Source organism: Lederbergia citrea, assembly GCF_018343525.1.
GTDB classification, from domain to species: domain Bacteria; phylum Bacillota; class Bacilli; order Bacillales; family Bacillaceae_C; genus Lederbergia; species Lederbergia citrea.
Genome location: NZ_JAGYPH010000002.1, coordinates 823,164 through 836,092 on the forward strand (window position 1 = coordinate 823,164; position 12,929 = coordinate 836,092).

The 12,929-nt window shown below is 39.4% G+C and carries 14 protein-coding genes; 10 read left to right on the top strand and 4 right to left on the bottom strand.

The genetic code is table 11. The features are described 5' to 3' along the window. Nucleotides 1–250: 250 nt before the first annotated feature. Entirely contained in the window at nt 251–1,648 is a 1,398-nt protein-coding gene (locus KHA88_RS12905; protein WP_213122157.1) for a VWA domain-containing protein, read from the top strand. A 195-nt stretch (nt 1,649–1,843) separates the two neighbouring features. Continuing rightward, nucleotides 1,844–2,587 (top strand): hypothetical protein, encoded by a 744-nt coding sequence (locus KHA88_RS12910; protein ID WP_213122158.1) that lies wholly within the window; start codon nt 1,844–1,846, stop codon nt 2,585–2,587. A 74-nt stretch (nt 2,588–2,661) separates the two neighbouring features. Here the strand turns inward: KHA88_RS12910 and KHA88_RS12915 are convergent, their stop codons facing one another. Continuing rightward, nucleotides 2,662–3,594 (bottom strand): aldo/keto reductase, encoded by a 933-nt coding sequence (locus KHA88_RS12915; RefSeq protein WP_213122159.1) that lies wholly within the window; start codon nt 3,592–3,594, stop codon nt 2,662–2,664. A 15-nt stretch (nt 3,595–3,609) separates the two neighbouring features. After that, nucleotides 3,610–4,602: a Gfo/Idh/MocA family protein gene (locus KHA88_RS12920; protein WP_213122160.1), complete on the bottom strand. Its 993-nt coding sequence runs from the start codon at nt 4,600–4,602 to the stop codon at nt 3,610–3,612. Between the two features lie 327 nt (nt 4,603–4,929). On the opposite strand from KHA88_RS12920, the gene KHA88_RS12925 reads away from it, so the two are divergent. Together KHA88_RS12925 and KHA88_RS12930 are read left to right on the top strand one after the other, a co-directional pair. Further along, nucleotides 4,930–5,448 (top strand): DoxX family protein, encoded by a 519-nt coding sequence (locus KHA88_RS12925; protein ID WP_213122161.1) that lies wholly within the window; start codon nt 4,930–4,932, stop codon nt 5,446–5,448. Nucleotides 5,449–5,595: 147 nt separating this feature from the next. Next, a complete protein-coding gene (locus KHA88_RS12930; RefSeq protein WP_213122162.1) occupies nt 5,596–7,182 on the top strand; it encodes a putative bifunctional diguanylate cyclase/phosphodiesterase in 1,587 nt (528 codons plus the stop codon). 77 nt (nt 7,183–7,259) lie between these two features. Here the strand turns inward: KHA88_RS12930 and KHA88_RS21210 are convergent, their stop codons facing one another. Together KHA88_RS21210 and KHA88_RS12935 are read right to left on the bottom strand one after the other, a co-directional pair. Beyond that, nucleotides 7,260–7,382, bottom strand: coding sequence for a hypothetical protein (locus KHA88_RS21210; RefSeq protein WP_283247433.1), 123 nt, complete (start codon nt 7,380–7,382; stop codon nt 7,260–7,262). A gap of 209 nt (nt 7,383–7,591) precedes the next feature. Next, nucleotides 7,592–7,912 (bottom strand): hypothetical protein, encoded by a 321-nt coding sequence (locus KHA88_RS12935; protein ID WP_213098205.1) that lies wholly within the window; start codon nt 7,910–7,912, stop codon nt 7,592–7,594. Nucleotides 7,913–8,187: 275 nt separating this feature from the next. Between KHA88_RS12935 and KHA88_RS12940 the strand changes: the two genes are divergently transcribed. From KHA88_RS12940 to hpf, 6 genes are all read left to right on the top strand, one after another. After that, nucleotides 8,188–8,817, top strand: coding sequence for a hypothetical protein (locus KHA88_RS12940; protein WP_213122163.1), 630 nt, complete (start codon nt 8,188–8,190; stop codon nt 8,815–8,817). Between the two features lie 96 nt (nt 8,818–8,913). After that, a complete protein-coding gene (gene flaG, locus KHA88_RS12945; protein WP_213098203.1) occupies nt 8,914–9,276 on the top strand; it encodes a flagellar protein FlaG in 363 nt (120 codons plus the stop codon). A 22-nt stretch (nt 9,277–9,298) separates the two neighbouring features. After that, nucleotides 9,299–11,383 (top strand): flagellar filament capping protein FliD, encoded by a 2,085-nt coding sequence (gene fliD, locus KHA88_RS12950; protein ID WP_213122164.1) that lies wholly within the window; start codon nt 9,299–9,301, stop codon nt 11,381–11,383. A 59-nt stretch (nt 11,384–11,442) separates the two neighbouring features. Then, on the top strand, nt 11,443–11,847 hold the full coding sequence (gene fliS / locus KHA88_RS12955) for a flagellar export chaperone FliS (protein WP_213098201.1): 405 nt from the start codon (nt 11,443–11,445) through the stop codon (nt 11,845–11,847). Next, entirely contained in the window at nt 11,784–12,197 is a 414-nt protein-coding gene (gene fliT / locus KHA88_RS12960; protein ID WP_213122165.1) for a flagellar protein FliT, read from the top strand. Before fliS ends, fliT begins: the two co-directional genes overlap by 64 nt. A gap of 134 nt (nt 12,198–12,331) precedes the next feature. Further along, the gene (gene hpf / locus KHA88_RS12965; RefSeq protein ID WP_213098199.1) at nt 12,332–12,889 is read left to right on the top strand and encodes a ribosome hibernation-promoting factor, HPF/YfiA family; all 558 of its coding nucleotides are present in this window, start codon (nt 12,332–12,334) and stop codon (nt 12,887–12,889) included. Nucleotides 12,890–12,929 lie beyond the last annotated feature (40 nt).

Below are 12,929 nucleotides of genomic sequence, written 5' to 3' on the forward strand. Positions count from 1 at the left end.
TAACCCAAAAATATGTTTCATTCCTTCCCGCTCAACTTATCTACCTACAAGTATGCACCTTTATAAGTGACGTGTCAGGCAATTTCATTCGACAAGTGACAGGCACCACCAGGACCGGATAATTTTGTTTTTCATTGTAAGTATTTATCAATAAATAGTCATTCGGTCTCTTTCTGATAGAAGGCCAATTGGGCTATGATGGTGGGAAATGAAGCGATGAGAGTCGTATAACATGGAGGAGAATCCAGCTGTGAAAAAGGTTTTGTACGGAATTGTCATCTTGTCATTATTATTATTATTAACGGCTTGTTCGTCCAAAGAAAACAAACAGGCTGAATCCAAACCAGTTGAATCGCAACCTGTTGAATCCGAACAAGCTGATGAAACTGAGGATGCAACAGAAGATAAATACATACCAAAAGAAATAAAGTATTATGAAATTGAAAATCCTGGTCGCGAGCTGACTTCACTAGAAAAAGAAATGTTGCGGTACCCAGGTATTTATAGCGGCGATCAATACGATGAAGCTAAGGTGAATGAGGCGCTCGATCAATTACCTGATAACTTAACAAAGGAACAATATATGGATGAACTGCTTTATTTGCTTAATGAGGATTACCATGAAGACATGGAAACATTAGTAAACTTTGATTCTACAGTTGAGGTAGATATTGCCAGGCCTGACGAAACAGTGAATGAGCCAACATTAAAAACCGCGCACTATGCTATTTTAATCGACGCAAGTGGTAGCATGAACGCGAGTGTAGGCAATAAAACGAGAATGGAAGCAGCGAAAGCAGCTGTTATGGAATTTGCTAAACAGGTGCCAGAAAATGCAACCATTTCAATGCGCGTTTATGGTCATAAAGGGTCAGGTAGCGATGCAGATAAAAAATTGTCGTGCAGCAGTACAGAGAATTTTTATAATGGGAATTTTGATGATCAAAAATTTCAAAAATCGCTGGATAAAGTAAAGCCAGCTGGTTGGACTCCGATCGGTCTGGCTTTGGAAAGTGTAAAAGAAGATATACCGGAAAATACCGATGATGTCATCGTATATGTTGTAAGTGATGGGATTGAAACGTGCGGTGGGGATCCAGTGAAGGCAGCGGAAGATTTAGTTGCTGCCGACATTGAAACGGTTGTTAATATTATTGGATTTGATGTCGATGATAATGAAGGACAAAAACTGTTAAAAGAGGTTGCTACTGCAGGTAAGGGAGAATTTACATATGTAAATTCTGAGCGTGACATGAAAAGATATATGAGAGCACAGTACGAAGAAATACAAAGAAAATGGCGCGAATGGAAAGAAGAAGGAAAGTCGAAAGCGCGGGAAATGAAAGAAGAAAAGAAAGCATTGGCAAGGAATACGAAGGAAAGCATGAAAGAAAAGAGCAGGCAGGAGAAAGAACGACTGAAAAGCGCTCAAAACTACTTAAAGGAAAGATTTAAGGATTATGGCCACCCCGTATATGAAATGTTCTCCATGATTGTAGATTATTCGAATGCAAAGTGGACTTACGCTGTAGATGTTGGTAATCAGGCGTGGAGTGACAGTGTAGACAATGGCAACAAAGAGTGGTCAAACTATGTTGATGAAGGAAACAAGAAAATTAACGAAACAATCGAGAAGAAGAACAAATAGGGCCAGAGACAGAAGATTTTCATTCGACAAGTGACAGGCACCACTCGGATTTTGTCGAATGCACCTCAAAGGCAAAAGGTCAGTTTCTATGTAAATAGAAGCTGGCCTTTTCAATGCTTTGATGATTAAAGTAATTACATAATCCTACGCACAATTGAGAAAAATAAGCGCAACACCAAAGCGGGAGATGACGAAATGCAAAGAAATATTATATTGATCATGCTTATTGCACTTTTTTCTCTTTTTCCCAATTCTGTTTTAGGAGCTGGAACCGCTGAAACGCTACTGGAATACCATAATGATGTGACAGGTGATGGCAAACCGGAAAAAATAACTTTGTTTGGTATTCCGTTTGAGAGTAACACTGCTTTTTATAAAGATGTGTGGGTGGTAATTGAAATGAAAGGAGGCAAAGCAATTAGGATTAATTATGAAGGCGGCTATGAACCCAAACTTGATTTTGCCGACCTAAATCATGATGGAGTAGATGATATCCTTTATTCTAGCGCTACAGGCGGAAGCGGTGGATTGTATAACTATGCTTTGCATACCGTGAAAAATTCAAAGTTGCTTGAAATCCCACTGCCAACTCCGCTGCAAATCGAAGGCGTATTTCAAAATGGTTTTAAAGCTGTCATTGATATCCCGGGGATAAATAAGCCGATAACACTGGATCTTAGCGGCCGAAAAGCAGACTATCTTCGATTAGGATTATATCAAAAAAATGGTATATTGAACGAGCCTACAGAGCTAATGATCGATCCCATTGCCTTCTTCGAAATCGTTAAAATGAAAAATAATAAAGGCTTTGGACTAAAGGGCTATCGGCAAATTAGCGGAGCCTACCATGCGGACGGGCTTGGAACCGTTGAAGTACTCTGGTACTACCAAAACGGAAAATGGAATCCTGTGAATGTCCAATGGAAAATCGGGCGGTGACAGGCACCGCCCGAATTTTGTCGAATAGAAAAACCCGTTGGGAAAGAATTTCTCAACGGGTGCTTCCGCTTTTCTTATTTTGTGCGAAGGTCAAGCCATTTGATTTCTTCTTCAGATAGGACGATGTTTGCAGCTTCTCGGCAAGATACCATTTCTTTATGGTTTTGTGGTCCGATGATTGCTGCAGCTGGGAATGATTGGTTTAGCACGTAGGCTAAGCTGATTTGGATTGTTTCAACGCCTTTTTCTTTTGCCAATTGCTCAGCTCTGCGGTAGCGCTCCCAGTTATCGTCATTATAGAATACGCGTACCAAGTCCTCGTTAGAGCGGTCTTCAGGAGTGAAACGACCTGTGAAGAATCCGCGAGCTTGTGAAGACCATGAGAATAGCGGCATATTATTTTTTTCATGCCAAGCTAGCATCGGGTCGTCTACTGATACACATCCTGCCCAGTAAGGCTCTTGTGCTTTTGCCAAGCTTAAGTTCGGGCTGCTGAAAGAAAATCCGATTAAGCCGTTTTTCGCAGCATAATCATTGGCTTCTTGAAGTCGCTCAATTGACCAGTTAGAACCTCCAAATGCACCGATGCGTCCTGCTTCTACATGTGCATTTAAGATTTCCAGGATTTCTCCTACTGGAACATTTGGATCGTCACGGTGAAGCGCGTACAATTCAACATAGTCTGTACGAAGTCTTTCTAAGCTGATATTCAGCTCTTCATCGATCGCAGCTTTGCTTACGCGTGACCCGTGCTGATTAGGATGCGCTCCTTTTGTTAAAAGAATAACGTCGTCGCGGCGGTTGTTTTCTTCCATCCAGATGCCGATCGCCTCTTCACTTTTTCCACCAGCATAGATGAATGCGGTGTCAATTGTATTACCGCCAATTTCGATAAAATTGTTTAGCACATCTGTTACTTTATCGATTATTTCTGGTGTAAAGTAATCGGATCCCATGACTAGGCTTGAAATGGATTTTTCTACGTTATTAACGCGAATGCTTTTCATATTTCCCCAACTCCCTTAATTAATAGTAACTCTTTCTCTTTTCTCAGCAGAATCAAGTGTTGCTTTTACCGCTTTCATATTTTTAATGATGTCTTCAAACGGGAATCTAATCGGCTTGCCGTCGAGAACGCTTTCTGCAAAACTATCAGCTTGTAATGCGTATTGATTAATATTTTCCTCTTTAATTGTTTCCGTTTGTCCGCCTTTAATGATGTCGTAGGATTGATCGCCAAGGAATGCGTTTTCCAAAACAATTCTACCGTCTGAACCGAGAACCTCTAGTGTATTGCGGAATTCAGCCCACATCGCACAGTCAAACGTTAATGCTACACCATTTGAAAATTCCATCAGTCCAGAAGCCATCATATCAACATCACCATGCTCTGGAGAGAAGAAGGCATGAGCTGTAACGGCAGTCGGCTCTTCATCTAGTAATAATCTTGCCGCGCTGATCGGATAAACACCTACATCATATATGGAACCGCCGCCCCATTCCTTTGTATAGCGGATGTTACCGTGATTGGCAGCACCATTGAAAGTAAATACGCTGTGAATCCCGCGCACTTCGCCAATTTCCCCATTTTTAATGCGATTTCTAATATCTTCATATCTTTGTTGATGGCGATACATGAAAGCCTCAGCAAGAACTACGCCTGCTTTATCGCATGCATCTACCATTTCTTTTGCTTCTTCTTCATCAAGTGCGATTGGTTTTTCACATAAAATATGCTTTCCTGCTTCAGCAGCTTTAATTGTCCATTCCTTATGTAAGTGGTTCGGAAGGGGAATGTAAACGGCGTCAATTTCAGGGTCGTTTAATAACTCTTCATAGCTTCCATATGCCTTTGGAATCCCTAATTCATCTGCAAATTTCTGTGCATTTTCTAAAGAACGGCTTGCTACAGCAGCAACGACATTGCGCTTCGACTCCTGAATTCCAGGAATAGTAGAGCGCTTACCAATGCTTGCTGTACTCATAATCCCCCAGCGAACTTTTTTCTCTGTCATCTTTAATCTCCTCCTCATACTAAAATAGTATAGCATCAGACTCGAAAAAAAACAGTTTATAATATTCAGGATTAATACACTAATTTTGTCGAAAAATCTGCTGACTATTTTCCAAAAGTATGCGCAAAACCCAAATTGTGGCAGTTTGGTGAAACAACGGAAAAGCGGTTGCACTTGGATGATAATCGTAGTATATTAATAGTGAAAAGAGAATGTGAAATGATTCACAACCGATACAGCAAATTGACTAAGAAATTATCAATTAAATTTTTTTACAAAATCATGTGAATAATTTCACAAACTCCCAAAAATAAAGGAGTGAGAAAGATGAGACAGTTATTTGAAGGAAAAATCGCAGCAGGCATTTGGGCAGTGTTAAGGATATGGCTGGGGGTACAGTGGCTACAGGCGGGTTGGCATAAAGTTATAGGGGAATTTGATGCAACCGGATTTTTACACGGAGCAATTGCAAAAGCTGGTGGAGAAGCACCAATGGTCCAAGGATGGTATGCCGCATTTCTAGAAAACGTTGCATTGCCAAATGCAAAACTCTTTAACATTTTGATTCCATGGGGTGAGTTACTCGTTGGAATTGGCTTGATCGTTGGAGCACTCACAATTCCTGCACTCATTGCAGGTGGAGTAATGAATCTAAACTTCCTCTGGGCAGGAACAATCAGCACTAACCCAACACTTCTACTAGCAGCAGTTGTCTTATTATTCGCTTGGAAAGGTGCAACGTACTGGGGAGCTGATCGCTTCTTAACACCTGCAATAAAAAGAATGTACATCAATCGCAAAAACAATAAAAAAATAGGACCTACAGCAGTAGAACAGCACGCATAAGTTTAAAGTATAAGAAGGAGCCATCCTCAGCGCATTTCAAGTGCGGGGATGGTGTTTTTGATGTTGCGAACTGTATTTTAAAAAGGCACTAAAAATACCGATGTTTTTGTCGATAAAAAGAGTAATACGACACAAGGATGTGGGTAAATGGAACAGGGGCATGCATCATGTATATTGCTCTATAACAAGGATAATCAGGCATTTGCTCCGATCAGTGATCGCTGCGGAATGCTCAAAACGCACCAGCATGCTATAGCCGCTCACTTGAAAAATAGACAACTTGAAAGTGAAGAGGCATTTCAAATAATGATTGATGATAGCCGTTTTAATGTAACAGTGGCTCCTTTTCGAAGTGGGGAAATTCTATGTGTCATTTTTCCTGCCCTAATTGAACAGCTTGATCGTATCGAGGTTGAAGAGAAAATTCGACAGCTTGCCTATGTTGACACCTTAACAGGGCTCTCTAATCAGCATTCTTTTCTTGAACAGGTAAACAAGAAGATGACAGAAATGAAATCTGGGGAAAAGAGCTTAATGGTCTATTTAAAGCTCGATCAATTTAATAGTATTCAAGATGTTCTTGGATACTGCAGTGGGGATGAAGTGATCGCGATTACGGCTAAACGCCTAAATAAATTATTTCTAGATAGCGGTATTGTAGCGCGGATTGGCTTTGATCATTTTGCGTTTTTCCTACCAGCAAACTCGGATGGTAAGCCTTCATTCGTGAATATGGATGAAATATCCAGAAGTCTCCATTCCCCTATGATTATTCAAGACCAAGATGTATATATCACATGCAGCTATGGTGTAAGTGTGTATCCCGACCATGCTAATGATGCGAAGAAATGCATCCAGATGGCACAAATTGCTTTAAATGCCGGCAGGAAACATAATGCAAGGAATGTAAAAGCCTACTTTACAAAAGATATGTTTCATGTAATGGAAGATGACTTACTTGGCGAAATGAATTTGCGCAAAGGACTGGATTTAAAAGAATTCGAGCTGTATTATCAGCCAAAAGTAGACTGTTCTTCTGGAAAAATTATCGGTTTTGAAGCGTTAATTAGATGGAATCATCCGGAACGGGGCATAATTCCTCCGATAGAATTTATTAATTTGGCCGAATCAACAGGGCTGATTTTGCCGATTGGAGAATGGGTAATTCAGCAAGCGTTTATATTGCTGGAAAAATGGCGGCGTATTGAAGAGAGCGATTTAACACTTTCAATTAATATTTCACCTAGACATTTTCTGCATCCAAAGTTAATAAAATATTTAAAGGAATGTTTGGCGAAATATGAGATCAATCCAAACCAACTCGTTATTGAAATTACCGAAAATGTAGCAATGGAAGATTTTGATTCTGTAAAGAAGCGAATTTTCGAATTGAAGGAGCTTGGATTTTCTGTAAGTATTGACGATTTTGGAACTGGCTTTTCTGCTTTTCTTTATTTGCAGCATTTTCCTATCCAGGAAATTAAAATCGACCGCAGATTTATCCGTGATATCACAAATAACGATAAAAGCTTTGGCATTGCAAAAACGATTATCGACCTTGCGAAAATGCTCAAGCTAAATGTTGTTAGTGAAGGTGTTGAAACAGCTGAGCAGTGGGAAGTATTGAAAAAACTTGGGTGTCCTCAGTTGCAAGGCTTTTATTTTTCCAAGCCGATGCCGCGTGGAAATATTCAAGGTTGGCTTAGTAAATATCAGGAAGAAATCGAGTCTTAACGATAAACTGCTGAAAAAAGTGGCGTACATAAGAAAAACCGCCTATCACGAAATTACCGTGTAAGGCGGTTTTATTTTTATTTATTTCTTTTCGAGCCCAACTCTTTAAATTGATCCATGAGCTTATTTCGAGATTTTTCGTTTCTTAGAAGGTAAGCTGCGCCAAGGGCAAGGGACGTTAATAAAGCTTTATTTTTCATGTTGGTACTCTCCTTTTTGATTGAATTTCTTCTATCTACTTATTCCCTAATTACAAATAGAATAAACGGAGGGGAATTTATGTAAGCTTTTAAATCGTTCTGGTTTTGTTGTAGGAAGGTCTGAAACCTGCATTCGACAACCTGAGGAATTTCCCGGGAAATTTCGATAAAAATAGACCAGACAAAAAACTCTGTCTGGTCTATTTTTATTAATAATACGGATAATACGGGTAATACGGATATGGAGGATACGGGTACGGATAACCATATCCATATCCAAAGCCAGGCCCTGCGAGCAGAGCACCTGCAGCAAGCCCACCTAAGAATGGTAGACCAAAGCCGAATCCGAATGGTCTTCCAAATCCAAACCCGAATGGTCTTCCAAATCCAAATCCAAACGGTCTCCCAAACCCAAACGGCCGGCCAAACCCAAACGGTCTTCCAAATCCAAACGGGCGCCCGAATATTCTTTCGTCTTGCTGTTCCATTGGAACATGCTGGCCAAAGTCATGCATTGTATATTGATCCACGTGACATCCCCCTCATATATTTCTTGCTGTGCTTCACTCCATCATATGCACTATATATGGGATTTGAGCGCTTGGGACAGCTATTTGGGCGGATGTCCAATGCATAGAAAAGAGACTGGCTTAACATTCCTTAAGTCAGTCTCATTAGTACTCCACAAACACCACTTCGTCCTATGAGCAAACCACTTCTCGATGATTAAGTGTTTAATGGAGTTATAATATTCCTATACCCGTTTTAACAATTGGTAAACATATTGACGAATGAGAGGAATTGTATGAAAAGAACTTTTATTATTTCACTTATTATCGCAATACCACTGATGATCTTATTATCAAAGTTAAATATTCCTATGCCAGCTGTATTGGGGATCAGCTTTATTTGCATTTTTTTTCTCATAATTACTCCACAGCTTTATTTTATGTATTTCTCAAATAATGTGGAAAATATTGAGCGTTTTATGAAGCGCAATCTAAATCAACCGCTCATTGCCTTATATTATGCGATGGCAAATAAAAATGATGAACTCATAGATAAAACAATGGAGAAAATATTGAAGAAATATCGAAAAGCGAATCATCAAGCCATTTTTAAGACGATTTTTGCTCTTTATTATGGCGATGTTCAGGAAATGAAAAAATTCTTACACGAGATCAAGCCTATTCAGTATCAATATTATTATAAGGCAATCGTTTCGATTAACGAGGGCTATATAAAAGAAGCAGAAGAATATATTGAAAAAACTAAAATTGAATGGATGAAGTCAGCGCTTAAGGCCGAACTTTATCTAAAAAGCGGAATGCTAGATGAAGCTGAAAATTTTTCGCAGAAGGCAGTGAGCCAAGCGAAGGGATTGCAAAAATATATACTTGCTAAAAATTATGAGCAGGAATTTTCTGTGAAATAACGGATGTCATCCTCATTATACTGTTAAACAATTGGAAATGGTTGCCGATATTAGGATTAAGCATATACATACTTTTGGGCGAAGGGGAGAAAGAGTATGGTTAGTCAGGTTGGTGGAAGCTTTTCTACTGCTTCCGTAATGATAGGAACGACTGCAGGGAACATAGAGGGAAATAGTATCCCAAACATGCAAGGTCAGGAAGAAAAAAAACAAGTAATCACTCAAGCTTATCCAAAAGAACAAGTTGAAAAAATTGTCAGTAGTATGAATGACTTTTTAAAAGCATCTCCGAACACCAATTTGAAATTTGAATTTCATGACAAGTTGAATGAATATTACGTCACGATTATAGATGAAGTAACGAAAGAAATTGTGAGAGAGATCCCACCGAAAAAGATGTTGGACATGTTTGCGGCGATGACTGAATTTCTCGGCTTAATGGTGGATAAAAAGATTTAAAGTGGTAAAGGAGTGAGAAACGATGAGAATAGCCGGTTTGGCAAGCGGCATGGATATTGATTCGATAGTGAAAAATTTGATGATGGCTGAACGCATGCCATTAGAAAAACTCAAGCAAAAAAAGCAAATACTCGAATGGCAGCGCGATGATTTTCGTGCATTGAATACGCAATTGCTCACTTTTCGCGATAAACTTGCACAATTAAAATTGACACCAAATTATCGGGCAAGAACTGTAGTTTCTTCTAATGATGCGAGAGTATCAGCAACCGTAACGAGCGGGGCTTCACAGGCTTCGTATTCAATTTCGGAAGTGACACAGTTAGCGAGCGCGGCCGTGCGGAAGAATGCTGGTAAAATCTCAAAGATTGGGTCAGATAAAATTGATCCAAATACAAGCCTTTTTAACCAAAAAGGAGCTTTTGACGGAACCATCAAACCAAATCAAACTTGGGACGAAGCTTGGGGAGAAACTTGGCAGCAGGGTGTTGTTGAAACTAAGACGTTTAATTATAAAAAAGGGGATCCAGCCATTAAACTTGATCTTTCGACAGGGGCTTTGAAAGATGGAGTAAATCCGACTATTAAAGTGAACGGACAAACAATTAAGGTAGTCACCGGTACCCCGAATTCGGGCGAAGTATCAATTGAAGTTGATGGCACGCTTAAATTTGGAACTGAATTGACCAAAGATAGTGTTGTCAAAGTGGATTATATCCTTGCAAATAAAACACAATCGATTACGACTGAGAAAGATGTTCCACTGAAATCGTGGAATCTTGGAAAAGGATCTATTGCTGACTTGAAGGTTACAATTGGTGGAACAGTATACGAGATGGATAGTGAATCTGATAATTTGATAGGTGTTAATGGCGAACCTAGTATCGGTAAAGTAGATACAACTACGGGAATCATCACTTTTAATGGAGATGGAATTCCAGGAGAGACGACTGTCGATGTCAATTTCCAACAAAATTACTCTTCCTTTGGCATCACTACACATACATCAAAAGGAGTAATAGAGGAACAATTTTTTATTACTGGCAATGACTCGTTAAATAGCGTCATCCGTAAAGTAAATGAATCTAATGCGGGCGTCACGATGTTTTATGATTCATTCTCCGACCAAATGACTCTTACTAGAAAAGAAACTGGTGATTTTAACAAGGATAGTGGGACAGCCGATGCACCACTTCGAAATGGGGAGATTCAGGTTTCAGGCAACTTTATGACGAGCATTTTAAAATTTGATAATGATATTAAATATGAAACTGGTGGTCAAAACGCCAAATTTACCATCAATGGCCTCGTTACGGAACGTAATTCCAATACATTTGACATGAACGGGGTTACTTTTACATTGAAACAAGTGTTTAAGGATATACCTGGTGAATCCGAACCTGTTTCGATTTCCATTGGAAACGACACAAATCAAGTCTTTCAAAATATAAAAAACTTCGTTGACCAATACAATGAATTAATTGCAGAAATTGGTAAAAAGCTCAATGAAGAGCGCCATCGGAGTTATAAGCCACTTACGGATGACGAACGTGAGGAGCTATCAGAAAAGCAGCAAGAAAAATGGGAAGAAATGGCGAGAAGCGGTCTTTTAAAGGGAGATCCGATATTATCTAGCGTACTATCAGCCATGCGTTTTGATATGTCCAGCACTGTTGAAACAAATGGTCTTTTTAAGCAGCTGGCCAGCATAGGTATTAAAACAACCGCCAATTATATGGAAGGTGGGAAGCTGGAAATAGATGAAACGAAGTTAAAAGCAGCGCTTGAACAGGATCCGGAAGCGGTAGAAAATTTATTCCGTGGAAGTGGCACTGGAAGTGACCGGGGGATTATCCACAAGCTGTACGATACGGTTGATGCTTCTATGAAGAAGCTTCAGGAAAAGGCTGGTAGGGCTACGTCGACGAATCAGCAATTTGCACTTGGACGTGAGTTATTAAGTGTAGGCAAAGGGATAGACCGCTTTGAAGACAAAATGAAAATAGTGGAAAATCGCTACTGGCGCCAGTTTACGGCAATGGAAAAAGCTATCCAGCGAGCAAACGAACAGTCGATGTTCTTAATGCAACAATTTAGCAATTTTTAATTCACATAGCTTATGCCCTTGGAACTAAACCTTGAGTTTTTAAAAATGGAGTGAAAAAAATGGCAAGTTCAAATCCATATCAAGCATATCGGACAAATGCTGTGACTACGGCATCTCCAGGTGAGTTGACACTAATGCTTTATAATGGCTGTTTAAAGTTTATCAATCTAGCAAAAAATGCAATTGAAACTAAGAATATAGAAGCGAAAAATACGAATATCCAAAAAGCCCAAAACATCGTTTCCGAATTGATGGTGACACTAAATATGGATATGGAAATTTCCAAAAATATGATGACTTTATATGATTACGCGAATCGACGATTGATCGAAGCGAATATTCGCGGGGACATCACCATTCTTGAAGAAGTAGAAGAGCTGATAACTGAATTTCGTGATACGTGGAAGCAAGCGATCCAAATGAATCGGCAGCTGCAACATGCAGCTGGAAACGGCGGGGCTTAATGAGTGCAGTTGAAAAATGCATTCAAGTAACCGAAAGTTTGCTTGAACTGGCAAGAATTTCCCATAAAAATGATCGTGATGAAACCATTGAAAAAATAAATGATTTGTTGAATCAGCGGGAAACTTTGCTTCCGTTAATAAAAGGTCCATTTTCAACTGAAGAGAAGTCAGCGGGTAAAAGGCTCATTCAATTAAACGAGGAATTGAATCTTCATCTCGGAAAAATGCGTATGCATATTCAAAGAGATATCAATGAGCTTGAACATAAAAAGACAACAGCGGAAAGATATTCAAATCCGTATGCAGCAGCTGAGCAACTTGATGGTATGTTTTACGATAAGCGGAAATGATTGTATAGAAGGCTTGAACGTCCTGTTTGCAAAATCTTCATCAATTCGACAAAAAATTTATCATGATTAGGCAGGATTCCTACGTGGTATGTAGAAGTATATATACATAGCCTTTATTATAAGGAGGAGTTAATATGCTAAATTACCAAATCCGTGGAGAAAATATCGAGGTTACAGAGGCCATTCGTGACCATGTCGAGAAAAAAGTGGATAAACTAGAGCGTTATTTTAATGAAACTCCTGAAGCGAATGTTCACGTAAACCTGAAAGTAAATCCTAATAAAAAAGCAAAAGTTGAAATAACCATCCCTCTTCCTCAGCTTGTGTTAAGGGCTGAAGAAGAGAATGATGATATGTACGCAGCAGTTGATTTGATTGTCGATAAGCTGGAACGACAAATTAGAAAACATAAAACAAAAGTAAACCGTAAGTTCCGTGAACAAGGTAGCGCAAAAGAGTTTTTCAATACGAGTACGAATGGGGTCGCAGCTGCAGTTGAAGAAGACGATGATGAATTAAACATTGTTCGTACAAAACGATTTGATTTGAAACCGATGGACAGCGAAGAAGCGGTTCTCCAAATGAATATGCTAGGACATAGCTTCTTTATCTATACAGATGCCGAAACAGATGGCACACACATCGTCTATCGCAGAAGAGACGGTAAATACGGATTAATTGAGACAAACTAATTTTAAAGAAGATGCACGCAGCTTACATGGCTGCGTGTTT